This window comes from Chryseobacterium vietnamense, from assembly GCF_031454475.1.
Classification (GTDB): Bacteria; Bacteroidota; Bacteroidia; order Flavobacteriales; family Weeksellaceae; genus Chryseobacterium; species Chryseobacterium vietnamense.
The window spans coordinates 839,679-863,991 of the sequence record NZ_JAVDQX010000002.1; the positions used below are offsets into that span (position 1 = coordinate 839,679).

Below are 24,313 nucleotides of genomic sequence, written 5' to 3' on the forward strand. Positions count from 1 at the left end.
ACAAGTAAAAGCAGGTTTTGTCTACATTATGACAAATAAAAATCACACAACTCTTTATACAGGAGTTACCTCAAACCTGTCAAAACGTGTTCAGCAACATAAAGAATCATACTATTCACAAAGCTTTACTTCAAGATATAATTTGTATATACTGGTGTATTGGGAATCCTTTCAGGAAATAGGTGAGGCTATAGGTAGAGAAAAACAATTAAAAGCGGGTTCCAGACAAAAGAAACTGGATTAATCAATAGTATAAATCCTGATTGGAAAGACCTCACAGGAGATGTTGAAAGTATTATGGATGTTTTTTGAGATTGCTTGGTCGCAGAGCTCCTCGCAATGACCAATGTATAATTTGCATTGTAATTATTATAAATCTTAATTTTGAAAAATTATAATTTTTTGTACTTTACCATCATCTTATTTCTGATGCATTCATGTTCGGAAAAAAAGAAGGGGGTAAAGGAAAAGGCAGAAAAACCAGCCGTAACAATACTCATACAGCCGTTTAAAGATATCAATCAGGACACTGTAGTAAAAATAGCTGAAGAAATAAAAAATGTTTACCCGAATGTAAAAGTTCTGAATGCGATAGACTTTCCGGCAAATACTTATTATAAAGAGAGAAACCGATATAGAGCAGATTCAATTATTAAGTTTTTAAATAACAAAACAAAAGAAGGCTTTGTTGTAATTGGTTTGACCTCAAAGGATATCAGTGCCACCAGAGGAAAGATAAAGGACTTTGGAATCATGGGATTGGGCTATAGACCAGGAAAAGCTTGCGTTGCTTCAAATTTCAGACTGAGTAAAGAAAACCGGGATGAGCAGTTTTATAAAATTGCCATTCACGAGCTTGGTCATACACAAGGGTTGCCACATTGCCCGGAAAAAATGTGTTTTATGAGAGATGCAGAAGGCAAGAATCCCACGAATGAAGAAACGGATTTCTGCAAAAAATGCAAAACTTTTTTAATCAATAAAAATTGGAAATTTAATTCAATATGAAGACAGTATATATAGATTTTACAGACATAGGTGACTATGAAGATTTTTATACCCAGCTAAAGGAGAAAGTTCAACTTCCTGAGCATTTTGGCGATAATCTTGATGCCCTTTTCGATACTATTACCGGTAATCTGGAAATGCCCCTCCATTTAGAATTCGTCAACATGACTGTAGATCAGCTTGAGATATTTGAAGACCTTCTGACAACGCTGGAGGATGCTGAAGAAGAAGTTGAAGAATTTAGTTTCAGCTACTATCTGGAGCAGTATGAAGACGAAGATGACGAGTTAGAATCTGAAGAAGAATAAAAAAGAAAGGCTGTTTCAATATAGGACAGCTTTTTTTATGCTGATCCTTATTCTATAATATTCAAATCTTATTCTTTACCATACAAACCTAACAGGTTTCCAAAACCTGTTAGGTTTCTTATATTATTTAACTGAAACACTCATTTACGACTAATCAATGCGAAGTTTTTGCTTCACACCCTGTCAAGATTTCAAACCAAGGCAGGGTTTAAAAATCAGGTTTTACTTTCCTTACAAAAATGTAGAATCAAAATAAAAAGGAAGAAGATCCTTCACTGCATGTACTTTTACAACCTCTTCATTCATGCTTGAAAAATAAAGGTCAATATTTTCATTCTGTTTGGTTTCATACTCTATTAAACTCTGGCGGCATGCTCCACACGGTGGGATCGGAGGATTTTTCTCATGAAACTCTTTCGGACCTCCTACCACGAAGATCTTTTTTATTTTCACATCCGGAAAATTGGCTGCTACCCAAAAAAGAGTAGTTCTTTCTGCGCAAAGTCCTGATGGGTAAGCTGCGTTCTCCTGATTGTTCCCGGAATAGATTTCGCCGTTTTCCAGTAATACGGAACAGCCTACCAAAAATTGAGAATAGGGCGCATAAGCATTCTCACGAGCCTCTTTGGCTCTTTCAAATAATGTATTTTCTATATCGCTCAGCTCACTGCTATTTTTAAAATATTCGTAACTGATCTGTATGTCTTTTTTCATATATTGTCAACTAAAAAAGGGGGGTAAAAGTAGTTCTTTTTAATGAAGTGGGCAATACTTTATTCTTCCGGCCAAAAGTTCAATTTTTTAAGATTAAAAAATGTTATATACACCGATAAAATTTAGAAATATAGAGTTGAAAAACAGATGGGTAATGTCACCTATGTGTATGTATTCATGTGAAAACGGGGAGGCCAACGACTTCCACTTTGTACACTACGGAAGCAGGTCGCAGGGCGGTACAGGCCTTTTGATTGTAGAAGCAACAGGAGTAGAACCCAAAGGAAGAATTACCAATCACTGCATGGGAATCTGGAATGATGAACAGGCGGAGAAATTACAGAGAATTGTAGAATTTGTACACAAAAATTCAGAAAGTAAAATAGGAATTCAGCTGGCTCATGCCGGAAGGAAAGGGTCAACATGGAATAATATACAGATTCCTGTGGAGGAAGGTTGGGAGACGGTGGCGCCAAGCCCTATTCCTTATCACCCCACAGAAAGAATTCCGCATGCATTGACGACAGAGGAGGTAAAAGAACAGGTTCAGAATTTTAAAAAAGCAGCAAGAAAAGCAGTGGAAGCCGGGTTTGATATTATCGAAATTCATGGTGCTCACGGATATCTGCTTCATCAGTTTCTGTCGCCCCTTTCCAATATCAGAACGGATGAATATGGAGGAAGTTTTGAAAACAGAATCAGATTTCTGATCGAAATTGTAGATGCTGTTAATGAAGAACTGAACGAAAATACAGCTCTTTTTGTAAGAATTTCAGGAACGGAATATGCTGAAAATGGCTGGGATATTCAGAGCAGTGTAGCGCTGGCAAAAATTTTAAAAGAGCATGCCGTAGACCTTGTGGATGTATCCAGTGGTGGAAATATTCATGGAGCTAAAATTCCGGTTTTCGAAGGTTATCAGGTTCCTTTTTCTTCGCAGGTAAGAAATGAAGCGGAAGTGAAAACGGGAGCGGTAGGTTTGATTACCAAAATAGAACAGGCTGAGGAAATCCTTCAGAAAGGTGATGCTGATCTTATCTTTGTAGCAAGAGAAATCCTGAGAAATCCTTATATTGCTGTTCAGGGATCTTTTGAAATGAAAGAAGACTGCTTTTTTCCGCATCAGTATACCAGAGCCAAAATCTCTACTTAATGACCACAAATAATCTGTAAAACAGCAGAAATGGATATCAATGATTTTATGCTTACCTGCCCCAGTAAAAAATACCTGGGGATAGAATGTCTTGGCTGCGGTGCTCAGCGAGCAATCGTGCTGGTATTTGAAGGAAAGTTTTCAGAAGCATTTCAACTGTATCCTGCGGTATATACTTTACTGTTGTTTTTTTTGATTCTTGGTGTAAGTTTTATTGATAAAAAAAGAAAATATAGTAAAACTTTAATGGCTTTGGTGGTCGTCAACCTGGTTATTATGATAATTGGGTATCTGTATAAACACCATTAACTATTAAAATCAACAGTAAATATTTAATTGTGAACTGTTTTTGTGTTTTGATCTTTTGTTTGTTAATATATAGGAAAATTTTAATAAAAAATATAATTTGTTAGATTAAAATTCCTGTTTTATTTTGTTGTAAAGAATTTTAAAATGTCGTAGAACTACTACAATTTCTCAAACAGTGCTCTAAAAACTTTTTAAATTAGAACATGAACTTTATCTTTGTTATATAAATCCTATATCAGGGAACAGTCGTTAATGATTAAAATGTAAGAATATGGCAGGAAATTCAAGAGGAATCTTAAAATTCAATGGAGGTGAAGGTCAGAAGTTGCTAAAGCTTAACTATAGTGTGTCAAGGTCTACAGACGTTTCAGGACGTGTAGCATCTGACCCGTCAAATGCATTGATTAAAGTAACAATTGAAGCAACAGAAAAATCTGATGTTTTAGAAAGTTTATTAAACAGTAAATATAAACCAACAAGCGGAGAAATCAACTTTAATAAATCTCACGAAGAAGGAACATTGATCTCTTTGAAGTGGGAAAACGGATATGTAATCCAGCATGAAGTAGACTTCGATGCCATTGATAGTAATAATATGCTGATCAGCTTTGTAGTAAGTGCTGAAAGTATTACGTATGGAAATTCATCTTATGACGGACTTTGGCCAATGAGCTAAGTCTTTCATGAGCAAGAAATAAAAGACTGTCCTTATAAGACGGTCTTTTTTTACCTAAGACTATATTCTGCAGGACCTTTTGTTTTAATTTTTAAACCCCGTTTCTGCTGAATAATCGTTCAGAAAACTAATCAAATCACTAAAAATATGTCAAATACACCTGGAAACTCACAAGCGACGTCTTTTCGTCCGACGCAGAATGCAGATGGTATTTCTGAAAACCATCACACAGGTATCAACCGTCTGGTAAAACTTTCTCTTGTCATAGAAGGGAAAATTATCAAATACTACAAGCATTTCAAGCTTAAGCAAAGTACCAGACGTCATCACGAATTTACGCTGACTTTGGCACACGATACTCTGGGAGACAGACAGACCCATTCATTGGAAGAAGCCAATAAATTCCTTGGAAAACGACTTACAGCCGTTATTTCCTATAAAGATATTGACAACAGTCCGGAGAGAACTTTTGTAGGAGTAATTACCGGGGTAGGATTCAGTCAGGAGCATATGAGTTTAGGAAATATTGTGCTTACAGGTTACAGCCCTACCATCCTTCTTGACGGTGCACCGCATATCCAGAGTTTTGGAGGAAGCCAATCGGTTAACGTAGGAATTATTGCCGAAGAAGTGATTAAGCAGGGAATTGATAAAAGCCGATTTGATGTAAGAGTAGAAGCCAATAATTTTTCTCAGATTATCTACAGCAGCCAGTATGATGAAACCCATTATAACTATCTGGCAAGGATGGCAGAAGCTTATGGTGAACAGTTTTACTATGATGGTGAAGTTTTACATTTCGGAAAACTACCTGCTCAGAATAAACCCATTACCCTTACCTATGGAAGCAGTGCCAATGAAATAAAAGTTGAGCTGAAAGCAGTACATACAAAACCTCAATTTTACGGTTACAACAGTAATAAAAATGAAAGGCTGACGTCCGGTTCTACACCCATCAAACATGTAAGTGATCTTGCGAAAACAGCCTACAGTCATAACGAAACTATATATAAAACTCCGGCGCTGCAGATAGCTCCCATCAAAGCAACTACACATTTAGATGTGGAGTATTCTCAGAAAAGTGCAGCTGGAAGTGAAGCGGTAAATGTTTTTTCTATTTCAGGAAATACAACGGTTCCTTTCCTGCATCCGGGTTGCGTAGCTGATGTCCAGATGCGTAAACAGGATTCCAATGAAACCTCTTATTTCACAAGGATAATGATTACGGAAGCAGAACATGAAATTGACACAATAGGTCATTATAAAGGAAGCTTCATAGGAATAGCAGCAGATACAGGATTTCTTCCAAAACCTGAGTATACCATTCCGAAAGCTGAGCCACAGACTGCCACCGTAATTTCCAATACCGATCCCGAAGGACAGGGAAGAATACAGGTAAGATTTGACTGGCAGACCAATGATACCACTCATTTTATCCGTATGATGAGCCCTGATGCCGGAGGAACCGATCAGATTACCCAAAACCGTGGGTATGTAGCCATTCCGGAAGTTGGAGATCAGGTGATGGTTAATTTTGTGCACAGCCATCCGGACAGGCCATTCGTAATGGGAGGAATGTTCCATGGAGGCATAGCGTTAGGAGGTGGCGTTAACAATCACCTTAAGTCTATACAGACCAGAAGCGGAATCAGGATTCTGATGAATGACGAAGAAGGAAGTGTAACCATTCTTGATCCGAGTGGAAATACCTATTACATGGACGGACAGGGAAATATCAGCATGAAAGCACCTAAAAACTTTACTTTAAATGCAGGCGACAATATCAATATCACCGCAGGAAAAGAAATTTCAATAGGAGCAGGAGCAAGTATAACCAGTACCGCGAATGATAACATCGTGTCCATAGCAGGAAAAGATATGAAACTAACCGCTTCGGGAGACATTACGGAAACCTCCGATACCAGAACGGAAATGATTGAAAAAGAATTCAAGAGACAATCTGAAACATCCAACGAAATAGCAGGTGAAATTTCCATGTTCAGCGAACTGGAAAATATGACCATGCAGAGCGGAAAGATTGTAGAATTCAACAGTGCTGAAAAATCAAAACTTTTCTGATATGGCGATCATCAAAACAGCAACCAATCTGCGCATAACAGTTAAAGATACTTACCATCTGAGCGTAGGAAAAAAGGTTGAAAAAATAGCAAAGAAAATCAATGTGGAAGCCCATAAAGAAAACCTGGTTTTAGCAAGTAACAAGAAGATTATGTCCCATGGTCATAAGTAAATATAACCTGCTGATTCTTTTAATAGGGTGTTTTTCATTAACGAATTGTCAGAATAAAAAAATGGAAGAAAAATACAGTTGGCTGGGAACCGTTTCTGCCCCACAGGAATACCCGATGGAAGTATATGAAGGAGCTATTGTTGCCGATGATTTTACTTACGGCTTTGATGCCATCTGGGGAACACAGAATACAGGATGGGGAAAAGAAGGCGGTACCATGAATGTAAACACCGAAAGAATGGATGCTCCCCATGAGCTGGAATTCACATGGTATTCTCTGGTAGAAAATAAATTCTACACCGGAAAATGGAATCTGGATAAAGAAAAGATAAAAAACCTTTTTGATGAAGGGTTTGTAGATCAGGATACGAAAAAGAAATCTACTTACAATTCCTTTGTGGTGGGATTAGCTCCACAGGGAAGAGTAGTGCTTTGGATGAAAGGTCCGGGAAACCAGAAAGAAATAGGTGCTTTTCAGGCTCATGATACTATTATCACCAAAGAAAAAGCCTATGACAATGCCCAGTATATGTTGAAAGAAGGCTTTGCAGAGAGGATGCTCAAAGATCCGTCTTATAAGACATTCAAGCCGGAAATTCGTGAGAAAATTGAAAAAGAAGGTTATCCGGCAGCAGATATTTATAACGTCTACAGAGAAAAATACAACTGGAAACCTTCTGTAATTCTTCCGGAAGGAGCCACCTGGATCGATTTCGGTTTTACCAATTATAACGGAGAACAGGAAAATCTTTTTGACCAAAGTTTAAAGGAGAATACTTACAAAAGCAGAGCTGTACCAAAATTCTGCGGTTTTTACTGGAAAGATAAAAACAACAACAGATATGCAGTATGGATAGACGCTTTTGATGACAAAGAAATATTTGATTTGTTTCAAAAATCAGGTAAAGACAAAAATATTGATCTGACCATTAAAGTCAACGAAGACAATACCAAAGTTTTAGTTTCCTTAGAATCCGAAAAAGAAAAACTGGCAGTTACCAAAGCAAAAATAAGGGTATCCCGAAAGATAGAATAATAGCATTCAATCAGTCAATTTAAAAACAAGAACTATGCACAACAATCAATTTGGAAGTTATACACCATCTGTATCCAAAGAGGAGGTACTGGATATTACTATTGGGATTTTTTTTGACGGAACCCTGAATAATAAAACCAATACGGACGAAAGAAAAAAAGGGACAGAGGCCCATAAAAAACACGGTGGAGAAGCTAAAGACAATACCAGTTACAACAATGACTGGAGCAATGTAGCCCGCATGTGGGACAACTATGATAAAAACTTCGGCATTTATATAGAAGGGATCGGTACAGAAGACAAGAAAGGAGATGCTACGTTGGGATATGCTTTCGGAACAGGAGAAACCGGAATCAGAGCAAAAGTGAGGAAAGGCTGTGAAGAAATCGTAAAAAAAGTGAAAACCATCAAAGCCGAAAAGAAAGCTGATAAAATTGCCGTGCTTACTTTCGATGTATTCGGTTTCAGCCGTGGAGCAGCAGCAGCCCGTAATTTTGTATACGAAATCGGAAAAGCAAAATATAGAGCCACTTCACGCACCGTTGCCAACGAAGCGGTTTCGGTGACCACTTATTCGGATGATGATGGAAAGAGTGTTGCTTCAGAAGAACTTCCAAAATGGGGCCATCTCGGCCTTAAACTCGAAGAAGCAGGATTAAAGATAGATGTATTGAAAGTAAGATTCCTGGGAATTTACGATACCGTTTCTTCCTATTCAAAATATCTGTCACCAATGCCCAATTTCAGTAATGACGTAGAAGAATTAAGCCTGAATGAAATCGGAAAAGCCCAGACTGTGGTTCACTTTATCGCCGCTGATGAACACAGAGAAAACTTTGACCTCACAAGGGTACATATCGGAACTGAAAAAACATTCCCGGGTGTGCACTGCGACGTAGGCGGAGCCTATGAAAACGGAAGGGAAACATGGGAAGAAGTGGAAACATCATGGACTACGAGCAGCAAGCTGGAAGCATTAAAAACAGAGCTTGAAAATGAAGGATGGTACGAAAAAGGTGAGCTCACCATTACTCCGGGATTCTATTTGTCATTAAGGGGAACACGTGATCTTGTAAAGACTTTCAGTTATATTCCTTTACATTTTATGGCAGAATACGGCATTGATAAAAATCTTCCTATCACCTTAAAAAAAATGACAGATGACAAATATTCCATTTTGGATGATCAGTTTTTAATTGGAATAAAAGACCGTCTCAGAACTTATGTGATGGGAAATGGCAAACCTTATTCTTTCAGACATTATAAAGAACTGCGGGATGCCTATGGAGGAAACGAAGTTCCGGAAGACCGTCAGGAAGCTTATCAGAAAGAAGTAAAGGAACAAGCCGATTTAAGAAAGCTTCGCCATAAATACCTTCACTGGTCAGCAAGAAGAGAAAAAATAGGGATGGATCCAAGACCGAACAGAACAAGGGTTATCCATTAAACTTTTAATAAGATTTTATACAAAAAAGAAATTGAAGCAGGAATATTTTTATGCAGAAATATAATATACATACCGTTCAGAAAGACGAAACTTTAAAAAGTATAGCCTCGCTGTACGGGTTGGATAAAGATGCACTAAAACTCTTCCATAATAATCACTGCGCTGTTAAGGACATGATCCTGATCAATCTTAATGGGCAGAAGGAGCTTTTTGTTCCGAGAACAGCTGTTGCAGATAAAAATGTTTTGGTAAAATTCGGAAAAGGAAACAGCCTTACCCTACAGCCAGAAAACTCAGTGCGAAGATACAGTGTAGTTATTACCATTGAAAAAGGAGAATCCAAAAATGAATTAAAATATGAAGTATCCGTTCGCTGGCTGAAAACAGAAAAAGGACATCATTTTTTCGAAATAGACAGAACGTCAAATCTTTATCTCAATGAAGAAGAAGTGAATGAAATTGCAGATCTGCTGGCTTACAGAACCTCCGGGGTTTTATATCCTTTACAGATCAGTACAGATGAACATGGAAGATTTGAAACCGTAGAAAATGCTGAGGTATTTTTCAAAAGATGGACCACTGTAAAAGAAGAATTATATAAAGAATTTGAAGGAGAAACCGTAGACGAATACTGCGGAAAGATTGAAAAAGTAATCAGCCAGCCTGAAGCCATCAATCTTTACATTAAAAATGATTACTTCATCCGTGCTTTATTCTTTGGGATATATCAGAGTTTCGGAAAAGACTACAGAACGGAGATGACAACAACGTTTCCTGTAGTAGACAATGCAATTGAACCCAGATATAAATTAACACTGGAAACAGATCCATTAAAAGAGGAAACAGGCCTGATCACCATAGAAGGATCAGGAAAGTTATATGAAGAAAGAGATATTGATGATTTTATAAGAAGATCACCTTTTTCATTGATTATAGAAGACGACCCTGTGATGAATGAAGAAGGAACTTTCAGACTCATAAGCTATCTGAAAGGAGAAACCTCACTTCCGGAATCTCTTTACCTGGAATGCAGTATCATGCTGCAGGAAGAAAAAAAGATTTCAGTATCAGTTTCAGGAATTGATGAAAACTAAATTACCACTTCACTAAAGATAAAATTAATATGGCAGAAAAACATATTGTAGTACAGGGCGCCCTATGCAAATGCCAGTTCGGACAGGTTCCGGACAAGCTGAAAGTACTTACACACCAAAAAGAATATGCCAATGATAAAAGTGCTTCTAAAAAACTGATCGTCACCACGAAAGAAATAGGAGCAGCCACATTTGAAAAAAATACATTCGGGAACTGTACCAAAATGGGAGGGCCGCCTCCGCCATGCAAAATTATGGTCACAGAATGGCAGAAGTTTTATGATAAAGTACAGCTCAGCAATGGCGGATATATCATTGTAGAAGACAGCAAAGCAGTATGTGCCGTTGCCGGAACTCCATGTATTGAGATTATAGACCACGGGCAGAGAGCAGAAGCCAGCCAGCAGAACTTTAAAAATGCCGACAAAGATGTTCAGCAGCAGATCAATCCGTTGGTAGATTCCGAAGAAATGTATAACGAACAGCCTTCAGGAGGAGGGCAGGATGGTGCAATCTAAATGATAAGAAAATGGCAAAAGGCGTAAAAAAAATAAAAGTTGTAAGCGGATTGTATTACCCTAAAATGTCTGTATTAGGGCAAAGGATTACCATAAAGCCAGACCAGTGGGTACAGTTTGGTGTAGGAGAATGGCTGCCGGGAACTACAGATGCAGACAAAAAGAAACCTCTTACCTGGATGAGGCAGAACAGCAGCAAAAAAATTATTATCAATCAGATCACCTCTGCTACAGGATATAAATTTTTAATTGGCAAGCAGTACTGCGGAAGCTATCAGTTTTATATTGAAGCCAGTCTGTCAGGAGTAAGAGACCCAAAAAATGATACAGGAATATATGTAAAAGGCTGGTGTGAACCCAAAATTGTAAGCAGCAAATGGTCTACCCAGAAAAACAGCAAAAGCATCAAAAACAATAAAAAGAACGAATACATTTCCTATGGACATATCGTTCATCTGAACCTCGTGACGGAAGGTCTCAATGGAAATACAGTCAGTATCGAACTTTGGAATCAGCAGACAGCAAAAGCAGATAAACTGGTGCATACCTATAACAATGTACAGGTAATAGACGGTGAAGTTAATCTGAAAATAGAAAATACCTTTGCCTGGATGGCCTATGTGGACAATATTCAGAATGTAGAGGAATTCTATATTAAAGTAAAAGATGTTGCTTCCAAAAAATATATTAAAGATAATCTGGGGGATGATCTTCATGCCATCTATCTGAATGTAAAGAATAAAGTAGTTACTACCAATACCAACGGAGCCCAGAACCAGACACCGACTAAAGTGTATAAGCCGGATGTAAATTCCGTCAGACTGGAACCTTGTAAGTTTGAAGTCATCAAAATCACAGAAAGTGAAATAAAAGACGGAAAAGCTAATAATACAACCGTTAAAGTTTTTGATAATGGTAATGGTGTAAAGCAAATACAGTCACCTGCGCTTCAGGAACATATTAAAAGAACCATCTTTTATAAATTCGATTCTACAGAAATTGATAAAGATGGAGTCGCCATCCTGAATAATGTACTCAAATTCCTTTTAGAACATAAAGATGCCACCATGAATCTGAGTGGCTACGCTTGTGTAATCGGAAAACAGAATTACAATAAAGGTCTTTCCCAAAGAAGAGCGGATGTTGTCAAAAAATTCTTTGCAGACGGTGGATTAGATCCAAGAAGAATCATCTCTGTGGGAAAAGGAGAAGTAGATCCTACCGACGATAAAAAAGGAAGAGATAATATCAAATATAAAAATGAGAAAGACTACGAAAATAACCGTAGAGTAGACATCTCATTCGTATTCAATGCCCATGATGCCCAAACGGTTAACTATGAAGTGACAGCCCCTAGTGTATCCATGAAGAAAGATATAACGATTGATGTTACCGGTTTTCAAACCAATGAATGTTTCAGAGACAGCAAAGGGAAACATAAAAAACAGGTCCTGATGGTAGATGTAGGGCAGGCAATAGATAAAGGAGATACGGTAAAGACATTTACTACGCCATCATTTAATTATGGAGTATACTCAGATTTATCACAATTCGATGCTTTTCCTATACAATATATCTGGCCGATGTGGGCCACTCCCAATCAGTTCCATCTCCACGCACATACCTGCAGGTATTTTAGCAATGAAAAGAGAACAACCGTATTAATCAAAGCCTATCCGGACATTAAATGGACACTCACTTTCTTCGTTAATCTTACCAATGAACTGAGTGTGAAATGGCAGAACCAGCCAGCGGCAAAGCATAAAGACCTACAGGCTAAAGCCGGTAAAATAGGTGCTGAAAGAAGATGGAAACAAAAGGATGCTTCCTTCGGATTCAGCCTGAAAAGTGAATGGGAAAAGAACAGAAGCGGCAGTTTTCAGAAAAGTAAAGAAGTTAAAGGTGAATACGAGACAAAATTCAAAAAGCTTTATGATCTTTTCGGCTCAATGGGAGCAATGTCTGACGGTATTACCAACAAAACTAAAGGACAGGTTAGAAATATAGGTTTTAAAGGTCTTCCGGTAACTTTTGCCATTAAACCACCTAATATCAATCTTAAAGGTGAATGGTGTTTAGAAAGAGCCAAACAGAAAAATACCGAAATTGAAAGATTAGGAACAAAGGTTGATATATCCTTTAATGCAGAGCCCCTGATAGGATTAGAAGTTACAGTAGACCTCCTTTGTACAGCTGTAGGACTGGTGGCAGGAGCCGTGAGTGGTGGAACCGCAGCACCAGGTGCTGTAAGGTTGTATGGAGTGATCAAAGATCAGATGAATACAGGAGTAGAGTTCGGGAATGATGATTTCGGAGCTAAAATGAGTTCAGATGTTTACATTGATCTTGTTATTTCAAGTGAAATCAAAACATCAATTGGTTTTTCATTCAACACTGTAAGCGAAAAAAGTGATAAGCAAGGAAAAATAGAAGCCAAAAATACCCTTAAAATTGAATTAAAAGCAGGGGTTTGGGCAAAAGCAGAAGCCAATCTTGTCATTGTGAAAGTAGAAGGATATTTTGAAATGAGCGGAAAGGGATCAGCTTCCATTACATTCGGGCATGGTGTGAAATTTGATGATAAAGGATTAAATTACCGCCCGGAATTAGGATTTGATGGGCTCAACGCTGAATATGTGATCAAAGGAAAAGTAGGAATGTCTGCAAAAAAGAAAATACCTAGAGGTGGCAATAAAAAACCGGCAGAACTTAAAGGAAGTTCAGAAGACGAAGGTATTATCGCAGAAGGTAAATTTAACGAAATTGTACCTAAATTTGATGTCATCAAAAGTCTTGAAGAACTTTTCGGATTCAGTGCCGATATTCCGTTAATAAGAAATTAGATAATATGAAAAAGATAGTTTTAATAATTTTGTGTTTTATCATGTTTGTATCATGCCAGTCACAACAAAAGACAGATCTGGAAAAAGTAGATTTTTCCAAAGGATATAAAGAAGTTCTGAAAGATACCAAATATCAGACAGAAGCGAAGGAAATTGTAACTACATTGCCTGTAGCTTATACCAAAGATGTTTCCGGATATAAATTCGGAAATATATCGTTTCCGGAACACAAAGAAAATAATGTAAAAAGCTCCACCGTAGGATTACTCATTAACAATACTACAGAAAGGCTTACTAAAGGAGTGAAAATAGAACTGGAAGATACTGCCGCAGGTAACGATCTTCTAGCCTATCTCAAATCACAATACAAAAATCCTAAAGTTCTTGCAGGAGTTCCGGCAAAGAACAGTGAAGGTAAAATATTGGGAAATGCAGCCTATGCCTGGGATCTGAAAGGTAAAACAATGGTATTGGTACAATATTATGAATATACCAATAATAAACCCAATACTTCCTCTGTTCTCTATATTGTAGACAATCAGGTGAAGACAGCAGACGGGCAGGAAACAGCAGCAGCACACCTTCTGAAAACGTATACTTCATAGCAGATTCTTATTGATGGATAATTATGATTATTATGCAGAAAAAGTAATTACGTATTTACCGTTAGTTATACTTTCTGTCATTGCAGTTGTTTTACTACTTCCTAATTCTAGAAAAAGATTTTTAAGAATTCAGGCATCATTACCTACATCCAAAATAAAATCTGTGGCCATGGGGCTGGTAGAAATTCAGGGAAAACTTATTATGAAAGAACCTTTGATTTCACCCGTTGCGAGAGAAGAATGCATAGGATATTATTATACAATTGAAGATGTAACCAGAGATAAAGAAGGGAAAAATTCTTATACAACAATTCATAGAGAAACCCAGTGCAATCTCTTTCTGATGCAGGATGATTCAGGAACCATTGAAATACATCCCGAAGGCATAGAATTGATATTCATCGAAGAAACCAATGTAAGTTATAACGGACAGAAAAGATATAAGGAAACATTGCTTAAATCCGGCCAGGAAATGCTTCTTGTGGGAGCTGCTGACTCAAGAAACGGAGAAGCTTTCATCAGAAAAGATACAGGGCATAAGCTTTTAGGAATTACCACTGTTGCAGGAATTTCAGTCTGGAATAAATACCAGCCCCTGTTGAGGTCATTTATTGTCACCTGTATCGTTATACTTATCGTAATGATTTTAATCTTATCACAATAATGAATCAAATTGTAGCAATTGTTATCGCCGTATTTCTTATCGTGGCCATCGTGGCTTTTTTCATCAGTTTGTACAACAAGCTTGTCATGCTGAAATTCAATGTGGAAAAAGCGTATGGGAATATAGATGTTATTCTGAAGCAAAGAGCAGACGAAATTCCTAACCTTGTCAACGTTGCCAAACAGTTTATGGCACATGAAAAAGATCTGCTTACCAAACTGACAGAACTTAGAACTTCCTATAACAACACCAATGATTCCGACAGAAAAACAGAGCTTGCCAATGAGACATCAAAAGCACTTTCATCATTTTTTGCTGTTTCAGAAAACTATCCCAGCCTGCTGTCAAATAATAACTTCCTGGAACTACAGAAAAGGGTCTCCGGACTGGAAGATAAAATAGCAGACAGAAGAGAATTTTTCAATGACAGTGTAAACCTTTATAATATAGGAATTCATGAATTTCCCAATGTTATATTGGCAAAAATGCTGGGCTATAATGACAAAACCCTATTAGACGTTTCAAATCAGGAAAAACATTATGAAGGAGTTCAGTTTTAATACATTTTTCGGATATGAAAATATACTGATGGAAAAACCCGAAATTGTTTTGTTCGGGGCGATGCTTCTTCCTATAGGTCTGATTATGGTGGTCAGTATGATAGGCTGGGTTTTCAGAAAACTGAAATTCAATATGTATATTATTCAGGCCATACTATACACACTGCTTTTCACATTCTTTTTTGGAGCAGTCACTATGCTGATTCTTTTTTTTATAACAGATAAAAGCGGAGTTAAACTTGCGTGGTGCTGGAGTGCTATTCTCTTGGGAATGTTCTGCTTTAGCATCATCAATACCAATACCATCAGTAAAATGTTTACAGACTGGTCTAAAATCATTAAAAACTAAAATTATGATACAACAACCCTATTATATGATCGACTTCAGTGCATCAGCCTGTTTGTTCGAAATAAGGATTAATGATTATCCTGTGATTCATATGAATGTTGAGGGACAGGTTGCCACCAATATTCCAATTAATTTTGCCATATTGAAAAGTGGTGTTCAGACGATATCAGCAACCATTTTACCTAATATAGGCGATGTACAGCTGCATCCTAAATCAGAACTGAAATTTAATGTCAAACTTTTTGATGTGGCTAATGATTTTGTTTTTGACAAACAGTTCGGAGACTATCATTCAGAGGCTATTGAAGACAAAAAGAAACAGGTTATCAAACATGTTGGCTCCTTTAAAGCAGAAGTTCCTTATCAGCTTTCGGCATGGCAGAACGGGAGAAACCTGCAGGACATTAAAGACGGCAGAAAAAAACTGGAACAGGCGTATGATCATATATCAAGATTAATAAGGGAAAATAAATTTGAAGATTATAAGAAATCAATTTCCAGAAGGGAAGAAAATATGGCTGCTTCTATGTATCTGTCAAAAACAGAATCGGAAGAACGATTTAATGATCTTGTAAAAGATTTCAAGTCCGGATTTAAAATACAGCCTGTTTCTAAAGATGCCGTTATGTTTGTATGTGCAGAAAATAAAGTCGCTTTTTTAAAAAAGGCAAACGGAGAATCTGCTTTATATCTGGAAAACCCGGAAACAGAAGAGGAACTGATGCTTGATATTTCATTTTATATTCCGGAAGGAAAGGAAGAATTTGAAATCATATAAGCACTTTATATTCATGCAAACAAATAGGAATTTGAAGTTAAAAGTGAATAAAAAACGTTTTCCGGATACTTGAATCATTTTTTTTCTGTTCTATTATTGATAACTGCGTACTAACACTAACATTATGAAAAGACTGAAATATATAGTAATACCAATGCTCTGTCTGGCAGTTGCTTCATGCGGCCATGAGAAAAATAAAGATACTGAATCTTTGGTTGAAACACAGGGAAGTACTCAGACAGAACCTTTCAATCTGGCTAAAGTTGCGGTTGGACAAAATATCAATGAAATCTTAAAATCTGCCGGAGCCACAGCAAAAGAAGCAGTACGTACCAGTGAAGTTACTCTTATCGGAAATGAAAAACTGGCTTTTTCATCAAAAGAATTATTACACTTCAATGGGATAGATTTAGAAGGGAAGAATAATAAAAATATCAATAAAGTCCTTCTGCATTTTGGAAAAGTAGATCAGGAAATTGGTCCTCTTGCCAATGAAAAAGAGGATGAATTAGGAATGTATCAGCTTGATATCTATACAGAAGAAGAAAAGACAGCACTCTTTGATAACCTAAACAAAACCCTTCAGAAACCTACTTTTGATACCATTCGTGAGGGATTTGAATCTGAAATCAGAGATAATGAAATCATTCAGACCCATAATAAGCTCAGACAGGAGGTAGCCATCTGGAAAAATAAAGATATGCTCTATTATTACTGCGAAACTAAAATAGATAACAGACCGGACGAATACCGCTGCAACCTCTTTGTCTTCAAAAATAAAGAATGGAAAGACCTTCTCAAAGGATCAGGATACCCGGATCTGGATAAAATATCTCTATAACATTCGCTTACACAAATCAGCATGCTGATGCCTCTGTGCCCTTTAAAATAAGAGCTCTGCGTTAAAAAGATCTGCTCTATTAGCAAAATCTGCGGGAGTTTAAAAAATAAATGCCGGTCTAAAAAGAACCGGCATTTTTATATCAAATCAGTATTTGAATTATTTTACAAGGAACTGCATCGTTACCTGATCCAGTTTTAAAATATAAACTCCCTGACCAAGATTTCTTGTTTTAATAGAGTTTCCATTTCTGAAAGGCTGATCAATTGTCTGAAGAGTTTTCCCCTGAAGGTTATAAATCTCCGCTTTTTTTACCTTCTGAAGATCCCCTTTTACGAAAATTTCCTGATTGGTAATGGGATTAGGCGAGATTTTGAAACTGTTGGAAGTTGTTTCTGCAACTGTATTTTGAGCCATTCTTGCACCTGATCCGGAATAACATGTCCATGCAAGATCATCAATAGCCACTCTGTTACTTGATGAAGTATTAACCAGACTTACCACTACATTTCCGGAAACGTTGATATTGTTGATGGTAGTCGTTGTAGATGTAGTACTGTAAGGAACAGTTCCTACGGTTGTTCCGTTTACTTTTACATCAAAAGTACCATTTGTTCCTGAGAATTTCAGCTGTGTAGTTACCGTTAAAGAACCAATACCATTTGCAGAGCTTCCGGAAGTTAAAGAACCGTTTCTTACCGTAATCGCTTTATTGTTAATGGTCTGATCTGTTCTTGCATCCGTTGCTGTCCATGAGATTCCTCCATTGCTCCATGTTCTGGTTGTGTAAGTAGAATTGGCTGCAGGAATTGTTTCAAAAGTTTCATTGGCGCAGCTGGTCCCTGGAGTAGTACCACCTGAATTAGTAGTACCGGAAACCGTTGAACTGTTCGATGAAGAATTTCCAGCTGCATCTTTTGCTACCACATAAAAACTGTAAGTAGTAGAAGGAGTAAGCCCTGAAATAGTCGTTGAAGTTGAACTTACTGTAGTAGCCAGATTTCCGTTCATGTAAACATTATATGCTGTTACGCCTACATTATCAGTAGAAGCATTCCATGCCAGAGAAATGCTGCTTGAAGTTGTTCCTGAGACATTCAGACCTGTCGCCGCAGTAGGTGCCTGAGTATCACCTGAAGGCTGTTGAGAACCCCAGATAAGATTAACATAATTTGGATTGTCTATGAAAGGATTTCTGTTTCCCTGAAAAGTATATGAAGCATTATTTCTTTTAATTTCAGCCTGAGAAACCGGATCCTGATTATGCCATGCCAAAAGAACATTCAGTTCCCATGTCTGTAATCCCGGGAATGTAGAACTTCCTAACATATTTCCTGATGAGAAAGTAGAAAGTTTGCTTTGGTAACGGGTTACAAAATAGAAAATCATACGTGCCACATCTCCTTTAAACTCATCAATCGGCTCAAATACCGTTCCTGCATATCCTGAAGATACAGAGTTTCCCAGCTTGGATCCATTCTGTGAAGTGAAAGAAGCACTTCCTACCTTTCCGAAAGGATAATTACTTCTCATTCCGTTTACTTTGCCATCTGTAGCTCTGATAAAATGAATATCTGCTACCATTGGAGAAGCTTGATTGAAAAGGCTTTGAGGAACAATATGCTCTCTGTTGTAGCAATTTCCCTCAGTAGAATACGTCCCACACTGATCAGATCCAGGAGTATAGTTATAAGAATCAGCACCTGAAGGTTTTTCAGAATAAATATCAAGGATGGTCCCATCATTTTCGTAGTCCTTATCAATATCAGTGGTTTTATAGGCTGTCCAAAGTCCGCTGTAGCCTTTATCCACATGTCCGTTGGTGATAATGCTGCTTAATTCAGTTTTCAGTGCCGCCCCACTCAGTCCGTTGGCAGAATTGTAGTACCCTGCAGGAGCCTGAGCGTGAGCAAGTCCTGCAAATACAGAAAATAAAATGATTTTTTTCATATAATATAAGTTTAAGCAAGAATAACACATTTTTGTGAATTAAAAAATTACAAAATCGTTAATTTTAAATGCACTGCATGTAAATATGTAATGAGTAATGAGCAATAAGTAATGAATGATGAGGTTCATATAAGATTCTGTTTTATATTTTGAATTATGACTTTTATAATCTATCCTTAATATTGGATATTCAATAGGACCGGGCTAAAGCCCGGTTTAAAAATAAACTATTTCCTTTGGCTTTAGCCGAAACTTAAATAATGGAAGATTCTATCCCCGGTTATCTGTGCAAATCTGTGCTATCTGTGGGATAAATAAAATAGTTACCCCATAACAAAGGCTGATGCTTTTATAATCTATCCTCAATATTGGCTATTCAATAGGACCGGGCTTTAGCCCGGTTTAAAAATAAATGATTTCATTTGGCTTTAGCCGAAACTTAAATAACGGAAGATTCTATCCCCGGTTATCTGTGCAAATCTGTGTTATCTGTGGGAAAAATAAAATATTTACCCCATAAAAAAAGCTGATACTTTTATAATCTATCCTCAATATTGGTTATTCAATAGAACCGGGCTTTAGCCCGGTTTAAAAATAAAACGTTTTTTCCTTTGGCTTAACCGAAACTAAATAATGGAAGATTCTATCCCCGGTTATCTGTGCAAATCTGAGTTATCTATGGAAAAAACAAAATAATTGCATAAAAAAAGCCAGTACAGAAGTACCGGCTATATAATGGATGACTTAAATCTTATTTTCTTTGTGGCGGATAATTTTTCATAATCTCAGCCATAATTTCTGGAATCTGTCTCTGTTTTGCTTTTGGAGAATCTACAGAAATTCCACTTCCTATACCTTGCCAAACCAATTTGTTGCTTTTTGCATCAATAAGGTCAACAATCAGAGCTCCTTCATTATAGTTGGTTGTCCATGTTCTGCTCATACCGACACCCCATCCGAATGGTCCGCCCCATCCCCACATTCCGTAAGGAGAAGAGGAATTGATATCAGTAATCTTTTTATGATTTGCTTTTACGTTGATAATAAGATCAGGGTTTTCTCCGGATTGAAGTCCTTTGCTCTGAAGCTGTCTCGACAGTTCATTCAACACTCTGTCTTTATCAATATCATTCAGTTTTAGATCATCAATTCTGATTTTATATGTTTTATAAGAATTGAAATTGGCGGTTTCAGCATAATCTGAACGTACCTGAAAAGGGCTACAAGAAGTTAAGCCTAAAGTAGCAGATGCCAACAAAATAAAAATATATTTTTTCATTTTATTTATTTTTTTTATCACTTTTAATGAATGTATCAGTCTTTTTATCGTACCCGTAAGGACAGTGTCTGCAGCCGCTTTTACAGCAGTATCCTCTTTTCAGATGGAATTTTTCTGTAAAAACCTTGTACCCCTGTTCATTATAGTAGAAGTCTTCACCTTCTTTGATGTCATAATGGGCCATAAGTTAAATGCTAGTCAAAAAACTTTTTATATTTGTTACTATGATAATTGTATGCCAAAAGCCTTTAAAAAAATTAAAAATTAATGGCATTGCTCTCTTTCCCTTTATCTTCATTAGGAAACCCGAAGATAAGGAAAATAATGTATTGATCAATCACGAAAAAATCCATTTGAAGCAGCAACTGGAAATGCTCGTTATTTTCTTCTATATTTTCTACGTTATTGAATACTATTATTGGTTTTTCAAACTGAAAGACGGCTATCTGGCTTACAGAAGAATTTCCTTTGAAAGAGAAGCTTATGCTAATGAAAACAACCTGAACTATCTCAGAAAAAGAAAATTCTGGAACTTCAGGAAATATCTTTAGAATAAGGGCATGATGCATTGGAGTTCCGGGTTACGAGATTCGGGTTCAGGCTTCTGGGTTCTGGCTTCCAATTTATTCTTTGTAATGACAGAAGTATTACGATCTTTCACATCAAGATAACCGGAATATTTTGGCATTGCAGTACTGTATAATTCAATAGGAATGGGCTTTAGCCCGTTTATCAAAAAAATCAAAATTCATCCGGCTTTAGCCAAAACTTAAAAAAGTATCAAACAGCCATCTGTAGAAATCCATGTTATCTGTGGTAAAAAAACAATAAAAACAACAAATTGTCAGAACACTAAATCTTTTCCTACTTTTGTAAAGAATAAACCTTGAGTTGTACAACTGAAATGCTATTAAAACTTCCCACAGAACCTGTTCCCATCCAGGAAATTCCCCTTGAGAAAAATATTAAACTTTTCATTAAAAGGGAAGATCAGATTCATCCGCTGATTTCAGGAAATAAATACTGGAAACTGTTCCATAATGTCAACCACTATCTGGAAAGAAATCCTGATAATCCTTATATTATTACTTTTGGAGGCGCTTTTTCGAATCATATCGCCGCAGTTGCTGCAGTAGGTCATATGGCTGGTATTCCAACCCTGGGAATTATCAGAGGAGAAGAATTAGAGCATATATGGCGCGATAACCCAACCTTACTTTTTGCCAAAAGGAATGGAATGAACCTGAAATTTGTCACCCGCGAAGAATACCGTCACAAAGAAAAACTTACGGAATTCCTTCAGCAGGAGTTTCCGGAGGCATTGATAGTCCCGGAAGGAGGTACCAATGAAGAGGCCGTAGATGGGGTGAAAATGATGCTCAATGAACAAACAAAAGATTTTGACTATCTTTGCACCGCAGTTGGAACCGGAGGTACTATTGCAGGAATTTCAAAATTTTGTGAAGAAAATCAGAAAGTTATAGGATTTAAGGCCGTTGACGATGCTTCACTGGAAAATAAAATTTTTGAATTAACTTTGAGACAGAATTTTAATCTAATAGATTCATGTTTTGGAGGTTATGGTAAAATAAATGATAAAAACGTTCATTTTATCAATGATTTCAAAGAGAGGTACGGAATTCCTTTGGAACCGATTTATACAGGGAAAATGATGGAGAAAGTTTTTGAACTGATAGAAGAAGGGTATTTTCCTGAAAACAGTAAGATTTTGTGCTTTCACACTGGTGGTTTACAGGGAATTGAAGGAGCTAATCTACTTTTGGAAAAACAGAATAGAAATTTAATTATATAAGTAAAATTGAAAAACATGAAACACTTAGTGTTCCATCTTTCATTTTAAAACAATAAAAATTATAAGATGAAAAGACTTTTTCTATCCATAAGCCTTTTAGTTTTATCAAAATTTTCAGCCCAGACTTGGGCAACCGAAGATCAGTATATTCAGAAGTTTGCTAAATATGCCGTAGAAGAAATGGAAAAATATAAAATTCCGGCTTCTATTACCCTTGCCCAGGGATTACTGGAAACGGGAGGTGGACAGAGCAGACTGGCACAGGAAGGTAAAAACCACTTCGGTATAAAATGTAAAGAAGACTGGACCGGTAGAACGATGAAACATACCGATGATGCACCTAACGAATGCTTCCGTGTGTATGATGATCCAAGACAGTCTTATGAAGACCATTCTATATTTTTATCCACAAGAAAATATTACGCCAACCTTTTCAAACTGGATATGAAAGATTACAGAGCGTGGGCAACCGGTTTAAAAAAAGCGGGCTATGCTACCAATCCACGCTATGCTTCAATTCTTATTACCAAAATTGAAAAGTATAAATTATACGAATACGACAATACCAATTCTAATGAAGTATTGTATGCTGTTCTTAAAATGTACCCGGATCTGAAAGACGACAGAACTTTCATGGCACAGCTGGAGCCTTCAAAAGCCATCAGAAAAGTCAAAGACCCTGTTACAGTAGAAGTTCCTTACAAACAGACTTCTTACGCACAACAACAAAAAAGAGTAGAAAGAATCAAAACGAAAGCTGAAATTCTGAATTCTATTCTTATCAAAAGCCATCCGAATGACGGGCTGAAATATATTATCATTCCTGAAGATACCGATGTAAAATTCATTGCCAGCAAGTTCAAGGTGAGCGAAAGCAGACTGATGAAGTGGAATGAACTGGAAAATGAGACTTTAAAGAAAAATGATATCGTTTTCCTTGAGTCAAAAAATTCTACAGGAAATACCGCAACCTATAAAGTGGTGTCCGGAGAAGATATGCATGATATCGCCCAAAAATTCGGAATCAAATTGCATAAATTGTATGCTAAAAACAGGATGGATGAAGGACAGCAGCCATCTGCAGGACAGCTGATTTATTTAATAGACAAAAAACCACGAAACTAATAATAACTCCAAAACAATGGGAATTTTAAATATCAAATCTAAATATCTGCTGATATTTCTGATATTGATGTCATGTACAATATTTTCTCAGGAGCAAAATTATATTCCTTACAGAAAAGGAAAAGTGTGGGGGTTGTGCGATATTAATAAATTTATAGTTGTGCAACCACAATATAGCAGCATAAGCAGTTACGACGAATCTATAAGAGGGTTTCATGCAGAACAAAATGGACAATTTGGAATCATAGACAGAAGGGCAGTGATGATCATGCCATTTATTTCTCATATGCCTATATCTGTGGACGGAGATAAATATCTGGTGTTTGATGGATGGGATTACTATTATTATTCCATTAAAACAAAAATGCGTCTTGAAAAATATATTAAACGTGAAAACTATCCAATAAGGGACAGAGGTTGGGAGAATGATCCGCTTTATAGAAATGATGCAAAGTTAACATTAAACAGGAATGATCTTGATGATGAAGACCTGGACATGCTGGGCCCATATGATGATGACAACTACCAGCTGAATTACAAGAGCGATTTTATCGAAATAAATAAAGATGATACTTATGTTGGGATTTATATTCCTAAACTTAAGAAAATATTTATTAATACACGCGAAATAGCATATGTTGGATGGCAGTTTTATAGAGGAAAACCTTATATTTTTACAACTAACGATTCAGGGCTGTTTGGATTAGCAGACGAACATTTTCGGGAGGTTTATCCTATACGATATAAGATGATCAATCTTGTAGAAGCGAGTCAGTTAGTGGTTCTCTCAGAACCTGATCCGAATAACAATAAGAATTTAATTTTCATGACAATTCTTCCCAATAATAAGGTTTTATATGGAAAATTTGAACCAGCCGTTACACTTTGGAAAAATGGCAATCCTTTTCAAATATATTACACAGTGATTGATGGACAGAAGAATTATGCAGGAGAAGATGGAACCCTTTATTTTGAGGGTTAAACAATAAAAT

Annotated in this window: 28 protein-coding genes; 23 read left to right on the forward strand and 5 right to left on the reverse strand. The window is 36.8% G+C overall.

Annotated elements, in window-relative coordinates:
• Positions 1-28: 28 nt before the first annotated feature.
• From J2786_RS13110 to J2786_RS13120, 3 genes are all read left to right on the forward strand, one after another.
• Positions 29-244, forward strand: coding sequence for a GIY-YIG nuclease family protein (locus tag J2786_RS13110; protein ID WP_310025505.1), 216 nt, complete (start codon positions 29-31; stop codon positions 242-244).
• Between the two features lie 140 nt (positions 245-384).
• Positions 385-1,008: a Zn-dependent protease gene (locus J2786_RS13115; RefSeq protein WP_310025509.1), complete on the forward strand. Its 624-nt coding sequence runs from the start codon at positions 385-387 to the stop codon at positions 1,006-1,008.
• Entirely contained in the window at positions 1,005-1,316 is a 312-nt protein-coding gene (locus J2786_RS13120; RefSeq protein ID WP_047434272.1) for a barstar family protein, read from the forward strand. The genes J2786_RS13115 and J2786_RS13120 overlap by 4 nt, the downstream gene beginning before the upstream one ends.
• A 231-nt stretch (positions 1,317-1,547) precedes the next feature.
• Here J2786_RS13120 and J2786_RS13125 read toward each other — a convergent pair whose 3' ends face one another.
• Positions 1,548-2,030, reverse strand: a complete 483-nt coding sequence (locus J2786_RS13125) for a cytidine deaminase (RefSeq protein WP_047434269.1) — start codon at positions 2,028-2,030, stop codon at positions 1,548-1,550.
• A gap of 100 nt (positions 2,031-2,130) precedes the next feature.
• Here J2786_RS13125 and namA point away from each other — a divergent pair, with 100 nt between their 5' ends.
• From namA to J2786_RS13205, 16 genes are all read left to right on the forward strand, one after another.
• Positions 2,131-3,183 carry an NADPH dehydrogenase NamA gene (gene namA, locus J2786_RS13130; RefSeq protein ID WP_047434266.1) on the forward strand — a complete coding sequence of 351 codons (1,053 nt, stop codon included), beginning with the start codon at positions 2,131-2,133 and terminating at the stop codon, positions 3,181-3,183.
• 30 nt (positions 3,184-3,213) lie between these two features.
• Positions 3,214-3,492 carry a DUF2752 domain-containing protein gene (locus tag J2786_RS13135; protein WP_047434262.1) on the forward strand — a complete coding sequence of 93 codons (279 nt, stop codon included), beginning with the start codon at positions 3,214-3,216 and terminating at the stop codon, positions 3,490-3,492.
• A gap of 271 nt (positions 3,493-3,763) precedes the next feature.
• The gene (gene tssD / locus J2786_RS13140; RefSeq protein WP_002977458.1) at positions 3,764-4,168 is read left to right on the forward strand and encodes a type VI secretion system tube protein TssD; all 405 of its coding nucleotides are present in this window, start codon (positions 3,764-3,766) and stop codon (positions 4,166-4,168) included.
• Positions 4,169-4,315: 147 nt separating this feature from the next.
• Entirely contained in the window at positions 4,316-6,247 is a 1,932-nt protein-coding gene (locus tag J2786_RS13145) for a type VI secretion system Vgr family protein (protein ID WP_047434258.1), read from the forward strand.
• Between the two features lies 1 nt (position 6,248).
• On the forward strand, positions 6,249-6,419 hold the full coding sequence (locus J2786_RS13150) for a hypothetical protein (protein ID WP_156121567.1): 171 nt from the start codon (positions 6,249-6,251) through the stop codon (positions 6,417-6,419).
• Between the two features lie 61 nt (positions 6,420-6,480).
• On the forward strand, positions 6,481-7,455 hold the full coding sequence (locus J2786_RS13155; protein WP_047434254.1) for a DUF2931 family protein: 975 nt from the start codon (positions 6,481-6,483) through the stop codon (positions 7,453-7,455).
• A gap of 34 nt (positions 7,456-7,489) precedes the next feature.
• Complete coding sequence (locus J2786_RS13160; protein ID WP_047434251.1) at positions 7,490-8,902, forward strand: phospholipase effector Tle1 domain-containing protein; 1,413 nt, start codon at positions 7,490-7,492, stop codon at positions 8,900-8,902.
• A 50-nt stretch (positions 8,903-8,952) separates the two neighbouring features.
• Positions 8,953-9,996 carry a hypothetical protein gene (locus J2786_RS13165; protein WP_047434249.1) on the forward strand — a complete coding sequence of 348 codons (1,044 nt, stop codon included), beginning with the start codon at positions 8,953-8,955 and terminating at the stop codon, positions 9,994-9,996.
• Between the two features lie 29 nt (positions 9,997-10,025).
• Positions 10,026-10,514, forward strand: coding sequence for a DUF4280 domain-containing protein (locus J2786_RS13170; protein WP_047434248.1), 489 nt, complete (start codon positions 10,026-10,028; stop codon positions 10,512-10,514).
• Between the two features lie 11 nt (positions 10,515-10,525).
• Entirely contained in the window at positions 10,526-13,357 is a 2,832-nt protein-coding gene (locus tag J2786_RS13175) for an OmpA family protein (protein WP_047434246.1), read from the forward strand.
• Between the two features lie 5 nt (positions 13,358-13,362).
• Positions 13,363-13,962 carry a hypothetical protein gene (locus J2786_RS13180; protein ID WP_156121565.1) on the forward strand — a complete coding sequence of 200 codons (600 nt, stop codon included), beginning with the start codon at positions 13,363-13,365 and terminating at the stop codon, positions 13,960-13,962.
• A gap of 13 nt (positions 13,963-13,975) precedes the next feature.
• Positions 13,976-14,626 carry a hypothetical protein gene (locus J2786_RS13185; RefSeq protein WP_047434240.1) on the forward strand — a complete coding sequence of 217 codons (651 nt, stop codon included), beginning with the start codon at positions 13,976-13,978 and terminating at the stop codon, positions 14,624-14,626.
• On the forward strand, positions 14,626-15,186 hold the full coding sequence (locus J2786_RS13190) for a LemA family protein (protein ID WP_047434238.1): 561 nt from the start codon (positions 14,626-14,628) through the stop codon (positions 15,184-15,186). Before J2786_RS13185 ends, J2786_RS13190 begins: the two co-directional genes overlap by 1 nt.
• Positions 15,167-15,535, forward strand: a complete 369-nt coding sequence (locus J2786_RS13195) for a hypothetical protein (RefSeq protein ID WP_047434235.1) — start codon at positions 15,167-15,169, stop codon at positions 15,533-15,535. The genes J2786_RS13190 and J2786_RS13195 overlap by 20 nt, the downstream gene beginning before the upstream one ends.
• A gap of 4 nt (positions 15,536-15,539) precedes the next feature.
• Entirely contained in the window at positions 15,540-16,313 is a 774-nt protein-coding gene (locus J2786_RS13200; RefSeq protein ID WP_142017651.1) for a hypothetical protein, read from the forward strand.
• Positions 16,314-16,437: 124 nt separating this feature from the next.
• Positions 16,438-17,154: a hypothetical protein gene (locus J2786_RS13205; RefSeq protein WP_047434232.1), complete on the forward strand. Its 717-nt coding sequence runs from the start codon at positions 16,438-16,440 to the stop codon at positions 17,152-17,154.
• Between the two features lie 159 nt (positions 17,155-17,313).
• Here the strand turns inward: J2786_RS13205 and J2786_RS13210 are convergent, their stop codons facing one another.
• The 3 genes from J2786_RS13210 to J2786_RS13220 form a co-directional block, all read right to left on the reverse strand.
• Positions 17,314-19,104, reverse strand: coding sequence for an endonuclease (locus tag J2786_RS13210; protein WP_047435866.1), 1,791 nt, complete (start codon positions 19,102-19,104; stop codon positions 17,314-17,316).
• Between the two features lie 751 nt (positions 19,105-19,855).
• Positions 19,856-20,383 carry a DUF4136 domain-containing protein gene (locus tag J2786_RS13215; protein WP_047434230.1) on the reverse strand — a complete coding sequence of 176 codons (528 nt, stop codon included), beginning with the start codon at positions 20,381-20,383 and terminating at the stop codon, positions 19,856-19,858.
• Position 20,384: 1 nt separating this feature from the next.
• Positions 20,385-20,567, reverse strand: a complete 183-nt coding sequence (locus J2786_RS13220) for a C1orf53 family protein (RefSeq protein ID WP_047434227.1) — start codon at positions 20,565-20,567, stop codon at positions 20,385-20,387.
• A gap of 40 nt (positions 20,568-20,607) precedes the next feature.
• On the opposite strand from J2786_RS13220, the gene J2786_RS13225 reads away from it, so the two are divergent.
• Positions 20,608-20,934: a membrane protein gene (locus J2786_RS13225; protein WP_047434224.1), complete on the forward strand. Its 327-nt coding sequence runs from the start codon at positions 20,608-20,610 to the stop codon at positions 20,932-20,934.
• Here the strand turns inward: J2786_RS13225 and J2786_RS13230 are convergent.
• A complete protein-coding gene (locus J2786_RS13230; RefSeq protein WP_047434222.1) occupies positions 20,931-21,128 on the reverse strand; it encodes a hypothetical protein in 198 nt (65 codons plus the stop codon). The genes J2786_RS13225 and J2786_RS13230 overlap by 4 nt on opposite strands.
• Before the next feature lie 159 nt (positions 21,129-21,287).
• On the opposite strand from J2786_RS13230, the gene J2786_RS13235 reads away from it, so the two are divergent.
• The 3 genes from J2786_RS13235 (at position 21,288) to J2786_RS13245 (ending at position 24,303) form a co-directional block, all read left to right on the forward strand.
• Positions 21,288-22,196, forward strand: a complete 909-nt coding sequence (locus J2786_RS13235; RefSeq protein WP_047434219.1) for a 1-aminocyclopropane-1-carboxylate deaminase/D-cysteine desulfhydrase — start codon at positions 21,288-21,290, stop codon at positions 22,194-22,196.
• 66 nt (positions 22,197-22,262) lie between these two features.
• Positions 22,263-23,321: a glucosaminidase domain-containing protein gene (locus J2786_RS13240; RefSeq protein WP_047434216.1), complete on the forward strand. Its 1,059-nt coding sequence runs from the start codon at positions 22,263-22,265 to the stop codon at positions 23,319-23,321.
• 16 nt (positions 23,322-23,337) lie between these two features.
• Positions 23,338-24,303, forward strand: coding sequence for a hypothetical protein (locus J2786_RS13245; protein ID WP_156121563.1), 966 nt, complete (start codon positions 23,338-23,340; stop codon positions 24,301-24,303).
• The last annotated feature ends 10 nt before the right edge of the window (positions 24,304-24,313 follow it).